Genomic DNA, 18,233 nt, shown 5'->3' on the forward strand with positions numbered 1-18,233 from the left:
CCGTTTCGCGGCCAGAGCACGACCTCTCTATGGGGTATATCCAGGGCGGCTGAGCGGTGGGAGCCGTTCACACGCGCCCGTAACCAAAGCTGTCACGCGCTCTGGGCGCAAGGCGACAGCATTTCCAGCCGCCCTCTCCCATATCGGGAGTATTGTCGTCGGCAGCCGGGGTCAGGTAGCCATTGGGCAGAAGGACGTAATGGGCGATGTGCAATTCTGGCCCCTTCAGAAACACGTTGCGCCAGATCTTGCCGTCAACCGTGTATTCCTTGAGCGTCCATGTCCCATCCAGCGTATCGGCGCGGTTGAACATCATGTCTTCTGCCCAGAAGGACTGGCGATGCAGGCGATAGCGGCCCGACGTTGCGGTAGGCGCACCATCCAGAACCAGTTCGATCGAGATATTGCCCTGGGGTGTCGGCAGGGGATTGAAACCATACCAGTCGCCAAAGACCGGTCCCGTCGGATCGGTGCACCCGGCAAGGGGGGAGATCAGGGTCAGCGCCAGCAGGGAGCCTGCGAGACGGGTCAGGATTCTGGACGGGCGGGTCATGGGCGTGGTCCGTTGGCAAGGGGCGTCGTATCGGCAGATGCGACAAAAAGACGGGCTAGCCCGTCTTCCAGCGCGATAGGGGTAATGCCCAGCCTCGTTGTCATGGGCGTAACTGGGAAGGCCTTGTCCTCGAGGAGCCGCCTGATCTCGGCGCGTCCGATCGAGGGCAGACCGGGCAGTCGGGCCGATAGAGGCGCGAGGATTTCCAGCACCTTCCCCGGTACGGGCAGGAAAACACGTTTGCCCAGCCCGGCCGCCGTGAGAATGGCCTTGATGAAGTCGCGATAGCTTACGGCTCGGGGGCCGGCGATCACGAGCGATTCAGGCCCGGTGATCTGTCCGGAGGTGGCAAGAGCCAGCGCCGCCACGACCGCACGCGTCACATCGTCCTGATAGATGGGCTGAACCAAAGAGCGCCCCCCATTGGGCAGGGGAAGGACTGGCAGTCGCCTCAGCAGGGCGGCCAGGCGCTGCACATTATCCTCGCCTTGCGCGCCATAGATCATGGTGGGGTGCAGGATCATGCCCCTGCGCCCCGAGTCGAGCAGGGCTGTCTCCCCTCTCAGCACGCCATTGCCATGGGCATCTGGCCAGCGGGTGAATTTGCGTGTGCTGCCAAGTGCAATCAGACAGGCGGTCTGAGGCGCCGCATCGAGAATGGCGGGTATGAAACGCGCATGGGCCGTCGAGACGATGCGCGTGGCATCGGCCAGAGCCGCCGCAAGCGTGCGCGAATCCTCGAGATCGGCGACGCGCGCGGATGCGCGAAGATCGTCCGGCAGCTTCTCCGGCGCGCGAATGACAGGGATGATCGTCTCGCCCTCTGCGCTCAGAGCGCGGGCGATCGCCAAACCCGATCGACCGTTTGCCCCGATGAGATGGACCGGTGACGTCATGATCAGTTCAACGTGGAGGAGAGGATGGGCGGGGAAGACCAGGCTTCGCGCATGGCCGGGTCTTTCGCCAGCGGTGTGCTCAAGTTCTTGAGGTTCTCGCCGTTGAGTTTGACTGGCGGATGGAAGGAGAGGGTAAAGCTCCGCCCGGTCGGGGCTTGCAGGAATTCGGGCAGGGCGCTGAGCCCCGGCACTTTCTGCACCAGCAATGCGGCGGGAAGCGCCATCATCTGCTTGAGATCCGAGAGAGACTGGTTTCGTTGCGCGGCGATACGCGTCATGAGCGTGTCCAGATTGCCGCCATCATCGCGATAGGTCAGATCGGTCGAGATCAGGGCGGGCTGATGAGTGGCATCGCTGCTCTCCAGATTATCCATGGCAATCCGGCCTTCGAATGCGAAGGATTTCGGGGTCAGCGCCGCAAAGACGATTGTGCTCAGCCTGGTCGTGGTGTCTGTCGTGATGTTCTGGGTCATCATGTCGATATGGGTGACCGGCGGAAGGAACAGTGCCAGAGGCGATGCCGGGCTGAGGCTGAGCAGGGTTGTACGCGCCTCGCCTCGAGTCTGGATGACGGCCCCCTCCTTCCAGCGCCGCGCTTCACTGGACTCGCTGCTGATCCGGGCACCAAGCAGCGTCAGGGCAACGCCTTTGGTTTCGGCGCGTGCGGGTGTTTCCTGCACATCCTGCAGTGTGGCGAGATGGTCCGGCGAGGGATTGCTCGCGAATTGCTCCCACCAGCCGACATAACGCGCATAGCGTGTGCCGGTCTCGTGCATGTCCCTGATATCGAGCGCCAGAGCTGTGGCGGGTTGATGGATCGCGCGGGAAAGGGCCAGTGCCAGCGTGCTTTTGTTCGAGCAGGAAGCATGGCCTTCATGGAGGCTCCCTGCATTACCGTCGTCATGGCCGTAATTGTCGAGTGAGGCATAGCCGATGTTCAGCGTGCATCCCTGCTCGGAGACCAGGGCGATGTCATGGATCTGGCCATGCCGAAAATGGATTTGGGAGGCGGGCGGAAGCTCGGCCACCTCACGCTTCTCGCGGCTGAAGGGGGGGAGGAGCAGGTTCTTGAGCGTCAACTCGCCAATCGTGCCGCTCACCGGACCGACAATATTTACGCGATCGGCGTGAATGCGAGAAAAGCTCAGCCCGGTGGTCAGATAGCCCGTTGGGTTGTTGATGGTCAGGTGCTGGGCGCTCAGGGTGACGTCGCCGCGTATGAAGCGGGCATTATCGAAACCGGCACCGCGCGCCAGAAAGCGTGGATAGGCCCGGTCGTACTCGAATCTGGCATCTGGGGGCAGATTAGCCCTGAAACTGGCCAGAGCGCGCTGCAACTCGGCCTTGGACTCGTGGCGTACGCCAATTCCGCCCAGACCGATAACAACAAGGCAGAGTCCTGCGGCGAGCCAGGGTCTTTTCACGTCTGATCATCCTCTTGAAACGGCCTCAATCGACGGTCGCCATGTTAGTCCGGCTTTGCAACAGGGACAATCTCAGGATTTATTTATGCGGTATCATGATACCGATAGACGAAAAATGGCGGAAATCAGCCGTTTTCAGGAGGATGGCATGAGTCGAAAAAGCTTGACCTAATGCCGGGGGCGTCCCATAAGGCGCCCCCAATACCAACACATGTTGCTGGACCAGTCCGAACCATGAAGACCACACTTTCGTTGAAGCCCGCAGAGGTGACGAAAGGCTGGACCCTGATCGACGCCGAAGGGCTCGTTCTTGGCCGCCTCGCCACCATCATCGCGACCCGCCTGCGCGGCAAGCACAAGCCCCAGTACACCCCGCATGTCGATTGCGGCGACAACATCGTCGTGATCAACGCCGAGAAGATCGTTCTGACCGGCAACAAGGTGGGCCAGAAGCTGTTCCATTACCACACGGGCCATCCCGGTGGCATCAAGGAGCGCACCATCACGCAGCGTCTCGAGGGCAAGAACCCCGGCAGCGTGATCGAGAAGGCAGTCGAGCGTATGATCACGCGCGGCCCGCTGCAGCGCGCCCAGATGAAGCATCTGTATGTCTATGCCGGTGACAAGCACCCGCATGAAGGCCAGCAGCCGGTGAAGCTGGATGTTGCGTCCATGAACCGCAAGAACACCCTCAATGTGATCGAGGCCTGAGAGATATGTCTGAAACTCAAGAGCGCACAGGTACGCTTCAGGACCTCGCCGGCATCGCTCCTGCCACGCAGGCTGCTCCGGTTCACGAAGTCAAGCGCGATGCACAGGGCCGTTCCTATGCAACGGGTCGTCGTAAGGACGCCACGGCACGCGTATGGGTCAAGCCGGGCAAAGGCGATATCATCGTCAATGGCCGTCCGGTCACGACCTATTTCGCTCGTCCGGTTCTGCGCATGCTGATCACGCAGCCCTTCCTGCTGACCGATCGCTACAACCAGTTCGACGTGTATTGCACGGTCAAGGGCGGCGGTCTGTCCGGCCAGGCTGGTGCAGTGCGTCACGGCATCTCGCGCGCCCTGACCCATTATGACCCCGCTCTGCGTGGCATTCTGAAGGTTGCAGGCTTCCTGACCCGCGACAGCCGCGTTGTCGAGCGTAAGAAGTACGGTCGCGCCAAGGCACGTCGTTCCTTCCAGTTCTCCAAGCGCTGATTTCTGGCGGGGCTTTGGCCCCGCTGGCCTCAGGGTTACGAAAAACCCCGCTCTCGCAAGAGGGCGGGGTTTTTTGCATTTCGCAGACGATTCCTTCTGCTTCTTTCTGCGCCTGTTTCATAAAGTTACATGGAAATACACAACGTCACAAAATCGTGAGTATTTCCTCGCATTGAGGCCGGGGAATGAACGGATAACCGTCGTGATCGCGCAGATCCGGACTATCCGGGTCATGTATCGAAAATAAGTTCAGGGCTGTGAACCTAATTTCGATTGTTCATCTTTTTCGGCAGATTATAGGACACATCATAAATCTGCGTTAACCGCCACTAATTTTTATTCATTAGTGAAGATTGTGAACTATTTGCCAAATATATAATTCCTTCTTCTCTCGGTGGAGTCGAGGTGTGATCATTGATGGCCGGTTGATAGTCAGAAAGTGAGAAGTATTCGGGAAACCCCAGGTCTCCCGACTTTATCCCGGATCAACGGACGGAAAGCCGAGCTATGACTACATCGATCAGTGGCGTCTGGAGCGCAGTGTTGGCAAATGACAAAACTGTCTATCAGAGTAATGGCCAGGTTATAGACGGCCCCGTCAATCTGGTTGGGCAGGCGCCGGAACTGCATGTGTTCAGCGGAGCCGTGGTGACGGGTCTGACATCTCCCATGTCGGCCTGGACAGCCAAATGGGCCAGCGCCTTCATCCAGAGCGGCGGTACGATCGAGAATTCGACCCTGCAGAGCATTGTGGCGGTTGTCAGCTCTGGCGGCGTCCTGGCCAATAACATGCTCGATCATACGGGCGACAAGATCCATAGCGGCGGCACCGCCATCAACAACACCAAGTTCAATGGCGGAGATCTCTACGCCGACCGCTCGGCACGCGTGAATAATCTGACGATCGGCCAGAGTCTCAGCGTTCTCTCCGGCGTGGTCTGGTCGGGTGGCACAGTGCAGTCTGGGGGTATCGTCAGCGCGGTTGCGGGTAGTCTGGTACAGGATGCGCTCGTCTCGCGCGGTGGACAGGTGGCGATCCTCTCAGGAAGCACGGCCCAGAATGTCAGAACACTTGGAACGGGTCTCAATGGTCCCGGTACCGGCATACAGGGCTCGCTCATCCTCAGTGCGGGGGGCACAAGCGTCGATGCGCGTATTGAGGGCGGCTATATGTCCGTCCAGGGCAATGGTGCTGTCTCGCGCGATGCTTACGTCACTTCCAATGGCTGGCAGGATGTCGGCTCGAACAATAACGGGGCAACTGGCGGCGGTGTCGCGTCCTCCACGACGCTGATCAACGGAGGGGCGCAGTTCATCAAGAACGGGCTTGCTGTTGATACGCAGGTCTCTTCGGGCGGGCGTCAGGAGGTTGCGGCAGGCGGTACGGCGCAGGGCGGCACTGTTTTTGCCGGGGGGCAGTTCCAGATCGACGCCGGTGGCACCGGTATCAACAATGCGATCCTCTCCGGCGGTCAGGGAAATGTCTGGGGTATCGCTCAGGCATCAAACGGGGTCGCATCGGGTCTGACTGTGCAGAATGGTGGTTCCGCGGTCGCGTTGTCTGGGGGGCGTCTCAGCGCGGCCACCCTGATGAGTGGCGGGCGCGCTATCGTATCCTCGGCGGGTGTGATGGCTGACTCCGTTCTCTCACGGGGCGGTGTTGCCCGTATCCAGTCCGGTGGTACGGCTACCGGCCTCAGGGCGTTGGGGAATGGCTGGTGGGGCACGGAAGAGGCGGCCATCCTTATCGGTGCGGGCGGAACATCGCTGAATGCGACACTGTCCGGGGGCTATCAGTCTGTTCAGGGTCAGGGTGCCTATTCCGAGAACACGCTCATCACGGCCAGTGGCTGGCAGGATGTAGGCTGGAATTCGCGAGACAATACCTATGGTGGTGGTGTGGCCTCCGGGTCGACGCTGGTCGGGGGTGGGAAGCAGTTCCTCAGCGGCGGCACCGCCATAAATACGCTGATCTCGAGTGCTGGTACGCAGACCGTGATGGGCACTGGAATCGCATCAGGCTCTCTCATCGTGTCGGGCGGATCGATCGTCGTTCAGGCCGGCGGCACGAGCTTCAACGCTCAGGTCGCTTCCGGTGGCGTCGGCCAGGTCAATCAGGGCGGCACCGCAATGGCCCTGAATGGTCAGACCTCGGGCATGACAGTTCAGAATGGAGGCTCCGCTCTGGCCCTGAGTGGCGGAACGGTCACCAATTTCACTCTCCTGAGTGGCGCGCGCGGTTTCGTCTCATCTTCAGGCGTTATGGCGAGTTCCGTCCTTTCACGCGGTGCCGTCGCTCGCATCCAGTCGGGGGGTACCGCGTCGCATCTCACCGCCTCCGGTAACGGATGGTGGGGGACGGAAGAGGCGGCCATCCTGGTGGGTTCCGGCGGGACATCGCTCAACGCGACCCTCTCCGGGGGCTATCAGTCTGTTCAGGGGCAGGGGGCCTATTCCGAAAATGCTCTCGTTACTGGCAATGGCTGGCAGGATGTAGGCTGGAACTCCCGCGACAATACTTATGGCGGCGGTGTGACCTCTGGCTCCACGCTGGTCAATGGCGGCAAGCAGTTCATCAGTGGTGGAACGGCGGTGCAGACCGTGGTTTCGGCTGCAGGAACACAAACGATCCTGGCGACGGGTATTGCCTCGAATGCGATCGTTCTCTCCGGGGGGCGTACTCTGGTGACTTCCGGAGGTATCCTGTCGGGTGGGACGATCGGGCAGGGCGGGCTCCTGAGTGCTGCGGCTGGTGGCGTCTATGGTGGGCATATCTCCGCCGCGGGTATCGTTTCCGGCGGCACGGTTCAGTCCACCGGCATGCTCGAGGTCGTTTCCGGGGGAACAACGACAGCGCTGACAGTCGCCTCGGGGGGCTCGTTGCAAATAGATGCCGGGGGGTCGCTCGTCGGTCTGGCGTCGCTTGCGCCGGGTGCCTCGGCAACACTGGATGGCAATGCCGGAGGCACGGTCAATCTGGGGGGTAACGGCTATACACGGCTGACACTCACCGGAACGACGAGCCCGACATCGATCATCTCCGGGTTCAACGGCGAATCTCCGTCGGCGTCGGATCAGATCGTTCTGCGGGATATCCCGAGATCCCAGATCATCGGTGTGGATTTTCCCGATGACGATCATGTCGAGTTTGTGCTTTCGGGTGATCGTCGCCTGAGAATGACTGTCCCGGGCGCGGGAAAGAAGCCTGCACGGTACGACCTGTCGGATGGCCCCGGCAATTCGACCATTTTCGCTGTTTGTTTCCTTGCCGGCACCCTGATCAGAACCCCCGAGGGAGAGCGCGCCGTCGAAACGATCGCGCCAGGCGACCTTGTCTATGTCTATCACAACGGGTGTCAGGAAGTGCAGCGTGTCACCTGGGTCGGTCAGCGATCGGTCGAGTGCACCGAGAGTGCCCGCTTCGAGCCGACCGATTATCCGGTCCGGGTCTCGGCAGGCGCGTTGGGAGACGGGGTACCTTACAAGGATCTGCTGATCACGCCCGAACACTGCCTGTATCTCGATGGGGCTCTCATACCCGCCAGAATGCTGGTCAATGGCCGCTCGATCACCCATGACACCAGCCTCACCCGCTACAGCTATTACCATATAGAGACACAGACCCATGCCACCGTCATGGCCGATGGCATGCTCAGCGAAACCTATCTGGACACGGGCAACCGCGACGGCCTCGGTTCGGGGCGGGGTGGGATTGCGCCCGGCGCGACCGCAGAAGTGTCGCAGGGCCAGACGGTGATGGCGGCGCCTCTTGATGTCTCGCGAGCATTCGTCGAGCCGATCTGGAACAGACTGGCGCGCCGCGCCGGAGTGGAGCGCATCGGCCGGTTGACCGGTAAGACGACGCCTCGCCTTCATCTGCGCACGGAAGCGGGGGAGATCCTGCAGGCGGTGAGAGAGAATGATGGCTGCCATGTCTTCCACCTTCCCGAAGGCTGCTCCACGGTACATATCTGCTCGCCTGCCGCGCGTCCGAGCGAGGTCATCGGGCCTTTTGTCGATGATCGGCGCATGCTCGGTGTGCTGATAGGCGCCATGACGCTGTATGCCCCCGACGGTGCGACTGAAATCGACGTGCGTGACTTCCTGTACCACGCCCGTGGCTGGCACGCGGCAGAAGGTCGCGCCCAGCGATGGACGAATGGCTGCGCGGTCCTGCCGCTTGGCCGCCTCTCAGCGGCGGGGCGCCGTGTGCTGGCGATACAGGTGCTCGCGACGGGTCCGGGCGCTTCGAATGAGACGAGCGCCGCGCTGCGTGCCGAATGCAGGTCGCAGGGACTCAGTCCTGTTCTCCCCGGTTCCTGACCACCTCAGGACACTCCCAAACCTCGTTCCAATCTGGTCAGTCCCTGCGATACCCGGTGCTTAAACCGGGATATTGCAGGGACTTAACCGTATCTGGGCAACTGCATGGAATGTACCGTCAAAATATCGGTACAGAACATTAACAAATTTTTCCTTGGATCGATCCCCATATGAAGCATGATCGCCACCGGATGCAAATGGCGTCAGAAGCCTTACGGAAGGTCGTAGCATATAATGGCGATTTCGATATTGAATCGCATCGAGCAATGAAAAATATGAAACTTCGATACTTCAGGGTTATTGAAGAAATATTCAACGCGCAGTCTCTGGTCGGTGCATCGTCAAAACTCAACCTCACACCGACAGCGGTGTCAAAAGCCTGTCTGGAAGTAGAAAATCTTCTTGGCGTCAAACTGTTTACCCGGTCGAATTCAGGAATGATGCCGACCGAGATCTGTCATTCAATTGTCGAAACCAGTCGTGTCATTCGTTCCGAGCTCGAAAAGCTGACGCATAGGGTGAACCAGTTCAAGGAGATTCGCACAGGCGCGATCAATATCGGATTTCAGGCGCCTGCGCTCGAGAAACGCATCATGCAGGGCGTCTCGAAACTCAAGCAGAGAGACGGGTCTCTCAAGATCAGGATCGTTTATCGCGAGCGCCCATACCTGCTCGAGATGCTCGAGAATGGCGAACTGGATTTCGCGTTCGTCGATTTTTTTCAGCTCAACCAGAACGAGAATCTCAACCTGGAAATCATGCATCGCGATAACTGCTTCGCGGCATCGCGCAATGCGTCTCTTTCTGTGCCGGAACTGCTGAGCGGCTGGGAGGTGAACCGGCAGAATTTATGGATCATGCCGGTCAAGGGCGTTGCCCTGAGGGAACGTTTTGACGCCATTCTTTCAGCGCGCGACCTGCAACCTCCACAAAACATCGTCGAATATAATTCCTCGATCGGTCTCGAGGAGCTTTTTCTATGCACCGATGGGTGGGGCATTCTGCCGTTCTACGCCGTGCCGATCGCCAGAAAACATCAGCATATACGCGCAAGCTACGAGCTTCTGGACGAGATGCGGCTCGAGAGTGGCCTGGCCTGGATGAAAAATCGCCCGCGTTCGCCGCATATCGAGGAGGCAATCCGCATGTTCACCGAGGAGATGCCGGAAGACGCCGAACTCATACTCGCCGATCCATCCCTCAAGCACTGAGCCCCGTCTTGCGTGCTGCGGTTCGACAGGCATCGGAGCAATAACGAACTTGATCCCAGTCACGTGCCCATTTGCGGCGCCATGAAAAGGGCCTATGGCAGACGGGGCAGATTTTCTCAGGCAGATTGGCCTTGCTTGGTCTGGGGGCCACACGCCCCTTGCCTCGACCCATGATGTCCTGCCCTTTCCAGCGCTCCGTCAAAGAACAGTGCCGTCCGTACCGCGCGTCATACGTATCCGAACTTGGCGTTTCCAACGCCCGGAACGCCGGATGTTTCATCCTCGCCGCCTGCGGGTTTGTTTCCGTAAGGAACCTCACCACGGCTCACGCGCTTGCCAGATCACGCCCATTCTGATCACGCAAATGCGAGGAAGCGTCCATGCCCTTCATTACCGCCAGCGATGGCACGAAGCTGCATTACCGGGAGGAGGGGCGGGGAAGACCTCTGGTCATGATCCATGGCTGGACATTTTCCGGACGTTTCTTCCATCGCAATATTCCCGTATTGTCGGAAAAGGCCCGGGTAATCACGCTTGATCTGCGTGGGCATGGCGAGTCAGACAAACCCGATCATTCCTATCGTATCGCGCGTCTCGCAGCCGATCTGCGCGATCTTCTCCAGGCTCTTGATCTTGATGATGTCACGGTGCTCGGTTGGTCCATCGGCTGTCCGATCATCTGGTCCTATCTGGAGTTGTTCGGCACGGCTCGGCTGCGCGATGCGATTTTCGTGCAGCAGACACCGCGACAATATTATTCCTCGGAATGGAAGCATGGTCATGCCGCCTGTTATGATCAGGCCGGGCTTGCGGAGACTATCCAGAAACTGACCTTGGCTCCCAAGGATTTCGACCGGCAGAATCTGGCCGATTGCTGTGCCTCAGAATTATCGGACGAGGAGCAGTCCATGCTCCTCGGTGAGATGGCCAAGAGCCCGGCTCACGCGCGCGCCGCCATGATGGCGGATCATACGGTTCACGACTGGCGCGATCTTCTGCCTCATCTGAACCTGCCCGCCCTGATGATGATTGCCGAGAAAGATGCCGTTCTCGTGCCGGAAGGCCCGAGCTGGGTGGCGCAGAACATGCCCGGATGCGGTGAACTGCGCTTCTCCGAGAGTTCGCACATGCTGTTCATCGACGAGACGGAGAAATTCAACCGCGCGGTTCTGGAGTTCATCGCATGATCGAGGGCTTTCCTTTTCGCTTTGGCGTGAACGAGTTTACCACCCAGCCTTGGTCCTTCGAGGAAGATGTCGCTCATTATGCGGCACTTGGGGTGGAGGCGATCGAGATATGCGAGGCCAAACTCGACCCTGAACGCGCTGTCGAGCAAATGGAGGCCGCGCGCGCGTCGGGTCTTGCCGTTAGCGCGGTCCAGCCCCGTATACGTACCTTCTTCGGCAGCAAGATGGCCCCCCAGCCGGAAGCTGTGGAACAACGCGTCGCGGCATTTGCGGAGAGTCTCAAGAGGCTTGCCCCCCACGCTGAGGGCGCCTCTTTTGTCATGAATACCGGTGCCCCCAGCAATGGTAACATGCAGCGCTGCCTGGATGAAACGGTGCATCACCTGCGCCGCCTCGCCCCCCTTGCCACCGATCTTGGGGTGAAGATCGCCATCGAGCCATTGAATCCCACCTCGATCAATGTCGAAACGGCGATCTGGACCGTCGATCAGGCGCTCGACCTGCTGGATGCCGTTGGACATGATTCCTGTGGGCTGTGCCTCGATTACTGGAATATCTGGCAACAACCCGATTGTGACGGGGCCATTCGTCGCGCTGGCCACCGCATCTTCGTCGTTCAGGCGAGCGACTGGCGCACGCCGCTCTCCGCTATGGACCGCCTCGTGCCTGGCTCGGGGGCCATCCCCCTTGGCTCTTTGCTGCATGCAACATGGGAGGCTGGCTATCGGGGCGTCTGCACCCTCGAGATCTTCTCCTCAGACGTGCCCGACAGTCTGTACGCGCAGGATCTGGAAAACGTCATTCGCCATTCCCGCCAGGGGCTCGAGCGCGCGTGGAAGGACCACGCGTCTAAAGTCCAGCGGGCAGCGTGAAACTGGCGCGTCGCTCGCTGTAACGATCAACCAGATAGCCAGCGCGGTCGCGGGTCAGGAGGGTGAATTTCAAAAGCTCCTCCATGACATCCACAACGCGATCATAGAGCGGTGAGGGGATCATGCGGTCATCCTTGTCGAATTGCTTATAAGCCATGGGTACGCTGGACTGGTTGGGGATGGTGATCATCCTCATCCAGCGACCCAGGATGCGCAGGGCATTCACACTGTTGAAGCTCTGTGAGCCACCACAAACCTGCATGACGGCAAGCGTACGCCCCTGTGTCGGACGGATGGAGCCGAGTTCGAGAGGAAGCCAGTCGATCTGATTCTTGAAAATCGCAGTGATCGTGCCGTGACGTTCAGGACTGCACCAGACCTGTCCCTCAGACCAGAGTGACAGGGCGCGCAGCTCCTGAACCTTGGGGTGATCCTCGGTCACCGTATCGAGCAGGGGCAGGCCGGTCGGATCGAACACACGTGTCTCTGCTCCCAGAGCGGTCAACACGCGCTCTGCCTCCTGAACCAGCAACCGGCTGAAGGAGCGCGGACGGAGCGAGCCATAGAGCAACAGGATGCGGGGCTTGTGATCCGCGCGCTCTGTCGGCTCAAGTCTGTGCAGATCGACGGGCGGCAGATAATTCGTGTCGAAAAGGGGCGTGTTCTGCATGGAGACGCGTTCCTTGGAGAAGATACGAGGTGTTTGCTCGTTGCCTCACCCTTCCGGCTTCACGCCCATGCAGCAGGGTCGCAGCCCTGAGAGAAGGGGGGTTGAGAGGTCGGGGCGCCCTGCACAGCATTCGGCAAGCATGAATTGCATGAGGGCTTCGAGTCGGCTCAGGGCTGCCCGATAGGTAATCGCCCGGCCTTGTCGAAGCGATGTCAGAAGACCCGCGCGCTGAAGAATCGACAGATGGGTCGAGATGGTGTTCTGGGGCTGATCCAGCGCCTGTGCAATTTCTCCAGCCCGGAGCCCGTCCGGCTCATACTGTATCAGAAGACGAAAGATCGCGAGACGCGAGGGCTGAGAAAGGGCTGAAAAGGCGCTAAGCGCGTCTGAACTATCCATCTATCGAGAATAACAGATATATCAATCAATTCAAGGCGCGTCTGGCGTATCGTCTCGGGCCGGTACGGGGGCAGGGCAAACGCGCCTCCCCCCGGGAGCCTTTCACGAGAGAACGGTTCTGACGATATGCTCGGCGAGTTCACGGGGCTTCTCCAGTTGCGGCATATGGCCGCATCCGGAAAAGAGCGTAAGCGCCGCCCGATCTGGGAGCGATTCTGCATTGAGCATGGGCAGGATTTCGTCCTCTTCCCCCCAGAATACCGACACAGGCCCTGGGAATGTGGTCATAATCGGCAAAAGAGAGATTTTCTGCCGGTCGCCGTCGAAGCTCGCCGCAGCGATGGTTCTCAGGCAGTCGAGTGCGTGGTCGAGGCGCTTGAAACGGATCATCTCCTCGACCATCTGGCGCGAGATCAGGCCCTTGTCATGCACCAGAAGCGAGAGGATCGGCTCGAGTGTCTTGCGCCTGTCAGCTGTGAGGATGCCCTCGATGAAGGACCCGTTGAGAGTCTCTCCCAGCCCGGCCGGGGCGACCAGTGTGAGGCTGGCCACGCGGTCCGGAGCCAGGGCGGAAAGTTGAAGGGCAATCGCGCCACCGAGCGAATGCCCGACGACATGGGCCTTTTCGAGGGAGAGAGCGTTCATCAACTCCACCAGGGGGAGGGCCAGTGTGTCAGTCGCGCCATCGTCCACGCGCTTGCTGGAGCCGCCATGACCCGGCAGATCAACGGCAATCACCCGCGTGTGCTCCGCCAGAGCGGGTTGAATGAGCATCCAGTTTTCCAGAGACCCGGCGAAACCATGAATCAGAAGGATCGGCAGGTGATCTCCTGCGGTAAGGCCGCTTTCCTGTATCCGCAGGGTGAGCGCACCAAGCGTTAACATGCGATCGCCGGAAGCAGGAATGCTCTGCGCTTTCTCTTCGTCATTGCCTTCTTCGGCCTCGAAACCGGCAATGAATTGGTCAATCTCGGAATCAGAGACTGTCGGGTCGGCAAGGATGCCAATGAGCGCGCCCACTGCACGCATCTCTCCTTCCGGTGAGAGCTGCCGACGCAGAACGCCCGAGGCGGGACTCTCATAGACATTGGTGATCTTGGTGGTCTCGATTTCCGCCAGATCCTGCCCGGCCGTGATGGTGTCGCCTGGCGCGGCGAGCCAACCAACGACGCTGCCTTCTGTCATGGCGAGACCGAATTTCGGCATGGTGATGGGGATGATAGACCCGCTCATGGCTCAGGCCTCCTGCACGGCGCGGTAATCCATGACCGAGCGCACTGCAGCGGCGATCTTCTCGGCATCGGGCATGTAGAGCTTCTCAAGCGCCGAGGAAAACGGCACGGGCGTATGGGGCGGGGTGACACGGCGTATCGGCGCCTTGAGCGTATCGAACCCTTCCTCCGCCACCAGTGCGGCGATATCCGTGGCCATGTTGCAGCGCGGGCTCGACTCATCCACGATTACGAGGCGCCCCGTTTCGGCCACGCAGTCGAGGATGGTGCCTGTATCGAGAGGTGAGGTGGTGCGCGGGTCGAGTACGGTGCAGGAGATGCCCTGTTTCTCGAGCTTGTCGGCGGCCTGATTGGCAAAGCCGACCATCCTGCCGAAAGCCACAATGGTCACGTCATCGCCCTCACGTGTCAGATTCGCTTCGCCAAAGGGGATCGTATAGGGCTCGTCCGGCACATCTTCCTCCTCGTCATACATCAGCTTGTTCTCGAGGAAGATCACCGGGTCATCGTCCCGGATCGCCTCGATCAGAAGCCCCTTGGCCTCATAGGGCGATGAGGGAATGACGACCTTGAGACCGGGGATATGCGTGAAGAGCGGATAGAGCGCCTGGCTGTGCTGGGCCGCTGCCGAAAGTCCCGCGCCGTACATGGCGCGTATCACCAGCGGAGTGCGTGCCTTGCCGCCGAACATGTAGCGGAATTTCGCTGCCTGATTCATAATCTGATCGAGACAGCAGCCTACGAAATCGACAAACATCAGCTCGGCAACGGGCCGCAAGCCTGTGGCGGCAGCCCCCGCCGCAGCGCCGATATAGGAGGCTTCGGTGATTGGAGTGTCGAGCACACGATCCGGACCGAATTCGGTGTAGAGCCCCTTGGTGACGCCAAGTACGCCCCCCCAGGCGTCATCGACCCCTGAACTGCCGCCCTTGCCGCCCGCAACATCCTCCCCCATCAGGATCACGCGCTCATCGCGCCGCATCTCCTGACGCAGTGCCTCATTGATGGCCTGTCTGAAGCTTTTTCTGGACATGATAATTCTCCCTCCCTGGCGTGATGTGGCTCAGTAGGTGACGTAGACATTCTCATGCAGGTCGGCTGCCTGCGGCACGGGATCGGACTTGGCCTTGCTGACTGCCCGATCGATCTCCTCGCGTACGGCGCTATCGATCGCATCGAGTGCCGAGGCCTCGATCGTGCTGACGGTGCTCACCTGCTCGCGAAAATTTCTGAGGCAGTCTTTTTCGGCGCGCAGGCGCGTTACGTCTTCGCTGCGCCGATAACTCGCGGTGTCCCCTTCGAAATGCCCGTACCAGCGGGCGAGATGGACATGCATCATCACAGGCCCCTTGCCGGAGCGGGCATGCGCGATCGCCTCTTCCGCGGCCTGGTGTACAGCGAAGAAATCAGAGCCGTCGCATTCGATATAGGGCATGCCGAAGCCTTCAGCGCGTGCGCGTTGGGACCCTGCGCAGGCATAGGAAGACGCTGTCGCCTCGCCATAGCCGTTATCTTCCAGCACAAACACCGCTGGTAGTGACCAGACTGTGGCTAGGTTCAGGCTTTCCAGCGTCGTGCCTTCATTGGAAGCACCATCACCATAAAAGGCGACTGCAACTCCTCCATCCTTCAGCAGCTTGTGTGACAGGGCAGCGCCACAGATCAGTGGCGGGCCGCCGCCGACAATCCCATTGGCACCCAGCATGCCCAGGGACAGATCAGCGATATGCATCGAGCCGCCCTTGCCCTCGCAGACGCCGGTCTTCTTGCCGTAGATTTCGGCCATCATGCCGTCGACAGCGACGCCCTTGGCGATGCAGTGCCCATGGCCGCGATGGGTGCTCGCAATGGTATCGGTCTCGCTCAGATGGGAACATATCCCGACGGCCGAGGCTTCTTCACCGCAATAGAGATGGACGAAACCCGGTATCTCACCCGTTGCGAACTCGACGTGAAGACGTTCCTCGAAGTCACGGATGGTGCGCATCGAGCGATAGGCGCGCAGCAGGACATCCTGGGAAATCTGCATGAGATATTCTCCCTTGGGGCGCTTCATCGTCGCGCCCTTCAAACTGGCGACCAGACCCCTCCAATCGGGAGGGATGTCGGTCCCGCCAGCGGGAGCCTCTCACCGGGCAGGGGATAGAAGAAACATTTCTTCGTTATTAATAACAGATTCTTGTTATGATCCGTCCCGGAGTGTCGCAGGATCGAGACATCGGGATATGTCCCGGCACGGGCAGGATACAGGAAGATCTATGATGGAAGGACCAGACGTGACTTCCCTGGTGGGGCGCAGCAGCGTTCCTCCATCGCTTCCGACACCTTTGCACGAGTCCTGGCGGCGCTGCGGGGGCAGGGCAGCCTTGGCTGCGCGTCATATCGCGCCTCATGACCGGCTCTGCGCCGCCGAGCTGAGGCAGAGACGCGCCTGTCTCGGCAGCGCCCTGCATGAAGGCTGCGTCGAGCTCGACCGGCTGGCCCGGCTGGTCGCGCCTCTCGGCTATATTGCCCTCCTCTCCGACCGGTCCGGTGTCGTGATGGCGCATCGATGCGAAAGCCGGGACGCCCGTCGCGCCGGGCGCTGGAATTTATTCTCGGGTGCCATCTGGGCGGAGGATGCGGCCGGTACGAATGGACTCGGCACGTGTCTGGTGGAGGACAGGGCCATGACGGTGTGTGGAAGCGAGCATTGGCGCTTCGCGTTGCACCATCTGACCTGTACGGCGGTTCCGTTCTACGGAACCGAAGGCGAAATCCTGGGCGCGCTCAATGTGAGCACCGGGCGTCATGACGCCCCGATGGCCGGGATCATGGAGGCGTTGCTCGCCGATGCGTCGCGAGCAATCGAAAGGCGTCTCTTCGAGCATCGATTCAGGTCCGCCCGGATCGTACTCCTCGGGGAGGGCACTGCCCTGTCGCAGGAAATGATCGCTCTGGATGAATCCGGCGGCCTCATCGGCGCCAGCCGTGCCGCCCGGAGCAGGCTGGCGGTGATTGAACAGGTTCCGGATCGGGGCAGCCATTTCGACGCGTGCAGGTCGGTTCCCATGCTAAAGGAACGCTCCGGTTTTCGAGAAGCTGAGATACGCGCCATTCTCGAAGCACTCTCCTTCAGCCAGGGCAAGATTGCCCCGGCTGCGCGCCTTCTCGGTGTCAGCCGGGCGACCCTCCATCGCAAGATCAAAAATCTCGGGATCAGGCGGGGCGCCCTGGACGCACTTAGCCGTTGATGATGGTCCCGCCATTGACGTGCAAAGTCTGTCCGGTGACGAAAGACGCATCCTCACTGGCGAGATAGACATAGGCCGGGCCAAGTTCGGAGGGGTCGCCGCATCGGTCCATCGGTACGGAACTGGCGAGGGCCGAAACCTGCTCCGGGTCGACAGGGCCCCAGCTTGCGGGCTGAAGCGGAGTCCAGACCGGCCCTGGCGCGACAGCGTTCACGCGGATCCCCTTTTCCACCAGTTCAAGCGCGAGAGCGCGGGTGAACCCCATCTCGGCTGCCTTCGTGGTGGAATAGGCCAGCAACCCCGCACTGCCACGATAGGCGTTGATCGACGAGGTATTGACGATGGCGCTTCCCTTTTTGAGATGGGGCAGGGCGGCACGCGTCAGGTAGAAATAACCGTTTATATTGGTGTCCATATGACGCTGCCATTCCTCATCGGTGATGGTGGCGCTATCCTGATTGACGACCTGCCAGCCTGCATTATTGACCAGCACATCGAGGCCGCCGAACGCCTCGACGACCTGGCTTACGGCCTCGTTGCAGAAATGGCTCGAGCGGATATCACCGGACAGGGCGATGGCCCTGACGCCCTCGGCTTCGATCAGGCGCTTCGTCTCATCCGCGTCTTCATGTTCTTCGAAATAGAGGATGGCGACATCGGCGCCCTCCCGGGCAAAATGCAGCGCTGCCGAGCGCCCGATGCCACTATCGCCCCCACTGACGATTGCTTTCTTGCCCGAAAGCTTGCCGCTGCCGCGATAGCTTTCCCTGATATGGGTGGCGGGGGGACGCATCGCCTTCTCAACGCCGGGTTGATGATCTTGCGATTGGGGCGGAATCTGCTCTGGCATGAACTCTCTCCTGATCGTGGGACATTCGGGGTCCCGATTTCACGGACCTGTGATCAATGCGAGGCAAGAGAGGACGTTCCGGCGTTTCTCCCGAGATCGAGGTTTTGTGATATCGGGTGAGAGGCGGGTCTCAGGAGCGGGCGCGACGCGGTTTGACAATCGTGACCCTGCGGGACGAGAC

Annotated in this window: 17 protein-coding genes; 7 read left to right on the forward strand and 10 right to left on the reverse strand. The window is 60.3% G+C overall.

Annotated features, from left to right (window positions below; translation table 11 throughout):
• Positions 1–67: 67 nt before the first annotated feature.
• Genes WFJ47_RS05765 through WFJ47_RS05775 form a run of 3 tightly spaced genes read right to left on the reverse strand, consistent with a single transcriptional unit; the run spans position 68 to position 2,873 of the window.
• Positions 68–553 carry a hypothetical protein gene (locus WFJ47_RS05765; protein ID WP_233582110.1) on the reverse strand — a complete coding sequence of 162 codons (486 nt, stop codon included), beginning with the start codon at positions 551–553 and terminating at the stop codon, positions 68–70.
• Complete coding sequence (locus WFJ47_RS05770) at positions 550–1,449, reverse strand: NAD(P)H-binding protein (RefSeq protein ID WP_336761491.1); 900 nt, start codon at positions 1,447–1,449, stop codon at positions 550–552. The genes WFJ47_RS05765 and WFJ47_RS05770 overlap by 4 nt, the downstream gene beginning before the upstream one ends.
• A 2-nt stretch (positions 1,450–1,451) precedes the next feature.
• A complete protein-coding gene (locus tag WFJ47_RS05775; protein ID WP_336761493.1) occupies positions 1,452–2,873 on the reverse strand; it encodes a hypothetical protein in 1,422 nt (473 codons plus the stop codon).
• Positions 2,874–3,107: 234 nt separating this feature from the next.
• Here WFJ47_RS05775 and rplM point away from each other — a divergent pair, with 234 nt between their 5' ends.
• The 4 genes from rplM to WFJ47_RS05795 all read left to right on the forward strand — a co-directional run bounded on the left by rplM (position 3,108) and on the right by WFJ47_RS05795 (position 9,609).
• The gene (gene rplM, locus WFJ47_RS05780; protein ID WP_023977905.1) at positions 3,108–3,584 is read left to right on the forward strand and encodes a 50S ribosomal protein L13; all 477 of its coding nucleotides are present in this window, start codon (positions 3,108–3,110) and stop codon (positions 3,582–3,584) included.
• 5 nt (positions 3,585–3,589) lie between these two features.
• Positions 3,590–4,075 (forward strand): 30S ribosomal protein S9, encoded by a 486-nt coding sequence (gene rpsI, locus WFJ47_RS05785; protein ID WP_023977906.1) that lies wholly within the window; start codon positions 3,590–3,592, stop codon positions 4,073–4,075.
• 543 nt (positions 4,076–4,618) lie between these two features.
• Positions 4,619–8,398, forward strand: coding sequence for a Hint domain-containing protein (locus tag WFJ47_RS05790; RefSeq protein WP_336761495.1), 3,780 nt, complete (start codon positions 4,619–4,621; stop codon positions 8,396–8,398).
• A 275-nt stretch (positions 8,399–8,673) separates the two neighbouring features.
• A complete protein-coding gene (locus tag WFJ47_RS05795; RefSeq protein WP_158625403.1) occupies positions 8,674–9,609 on the forward strand; it encodes a LysR family transcriptional regulator in 936 nt (311 codons plus the stop codon).
• On the opposite strand, the gene WFJ47_RS05800 is transcribed toward WFJ47_RS05795, so the two are convergent.
• A complete protein-coding gene (locus WFJ47_RS05800; RefSeq protein ID WP_336761498.1) occupies positions 9,599–9,889 on the reverse strand; it encodes a DUF2256 domain-containing protein in 291 nt (96 codons plus the stop codon). The two genes, WFJ47_RS05795 and WFJ47_RS05800, sit on opposite strands and share 11 nt — an antisense overlap.
• A 100-nt stretch (positions 9,890–9,989) precedes the next feature.
• Between WFJ47_RS05800 and WFJ47_RS05805 the strand changes: the two genes are divergently transcribed.
• Both WFJ47_RS05805 and WFJ47_RS05810 read left to right on the forward strand, forming a co-directional pair.
• Positions 9,990–10,796, forward strand: coding sequence for an alpha/beta hydrolase (locus tag WFJ47_RS05805; RefSeq protein WP_336761500.1), 807 nt, complete (start codon positions 9,990–9,992; stop codon positions 10,794–10,796).
• Entirely contained in the window at positions 10,793–11,668 is an 876-nt protein-coding gene (locus WFJ47_RS05810; protein WP_336761502.1) for a sugar phosphate isomerase/epimerase family protein, read from the forward strand. The genes WFJ47_RS05805 and WFJ47_RS05810 overlap by 4 nt, the downstream gene beginning before the upstream one ends.
• On the opposite strand, the gene arsH is transcribed toward WFJ47_RS05810, so the two are convergent.
• From arsH to WFJ47_RS05835, 5 genes are all read right to left on the reverse strand, one after another.
• The gene (gene arsH, locus WFJ47_RS05815; protein ID WP_336761504.1) at positions 11,646–12,338 is read right to left on the reverse strand and encodes an arsenical resistance protein ArsH; all 693 of its coding nucleotides are present in this window, start codon (positions 12,336–12,338) and stop codon (positions 11,646–11,648) included. The two genes, WFJ47_RS05810 and arsH, sit on opposite strands and share 23 nt — an antisense overlap.
• A gap of 45 nt (positions 12,339–12,383) precedes the next feature.
• Positions 12,384–12,737, reverse strand: coding sequence for a metalloregulator ArsR/SmtB family transcription factor (locus WFJ47_RS05820; RefSeq protein ID WP_336761506.1), 354 nt, complete (start codon positions 12,735–12,737; stop codon positions 12,384–12,386).
• 102 nt (positions 12,738–12,839) lie between these two features.
• Entirely contained in the window at positions 12,840–13,970 is a 1,131-nt protein-coding gene (locus WFJ47_RS05825; protein ID WP_336761508.1) for an acetoin dehydrogenase dihydrolipoyllysine-residue acetyltransferase subunit, read from the reverse strand.
• Between the two features lie 3 nt (positions 13,971–13,973).
• Entirely contained in the window at positions 13,974–15,002 is a 1,029-nt protein-coding gene (locus WFJ47_RS05830; RefSeq protein ID WP_336761510.1) for an alpha-ketoacid dehydrogenase subunit beta, read from the reverse strand.
• 30 nt (positions 15,003–15,032) lie between these two features.
• Entirely contained in the window at positions 15,033–15,998 is a 966-nt protein-coding gene (locus WFJ47_RS05835; protein WP_336761512.1) for a thiamine pyrophosphate-dependent dehydrogenase E1 component subunit alpha, read from the reverse strand.
• 229 nt (positions 15,999–16,227) lie between these two features.
• On the opposite strand from WFJ47_RS05835, the gene WFJ47_RS05840 reads away from it, so the two are divergent.
• Positions 16,228–17,202 carry a helix-turn-helix domain-containing protein gene (locus WFJ47_RS05840; protein ID WP_336761514.1) on the forward strand — a complete coding sequence of 325 codons (975 nt, stop codon included), beginning with the start codon at positions 16,228–16,230 and terminating at the stop codon, positions 17,200–17,202.
• On the opposite strand, the gene WFJ47_RS05845 is transcribed toward WFJ47_RS05840, so the two are convergent.
• Positions 17,192–18,052: a glucose 1-dehydrogenase gene (locus tag WFJ47_RS05845; RefSeq protein WP_336761516.1), complete on the reverse strand. Its 861-nt coding sequence runs from the start codon at positions 18,050–18,052 to the stop codon at positions 17,192–17,194. The two genes, WFJ47_RS05840 and WFJ47_RS05845, sit on opposite strands and share 11 nt — an antisense overlap.
• Positions 18,053–18,233 lie beyond the last annotated feature (181 nt).

Source organism: Asaia sp. VD9, from assembly GCF_037150015.1.
Taxonomy (GTDB): Bacteria; Pseudomonadota; Alphaproteobacteria; order Acetobacterales; family Acetobacteraceae; genus Asaia.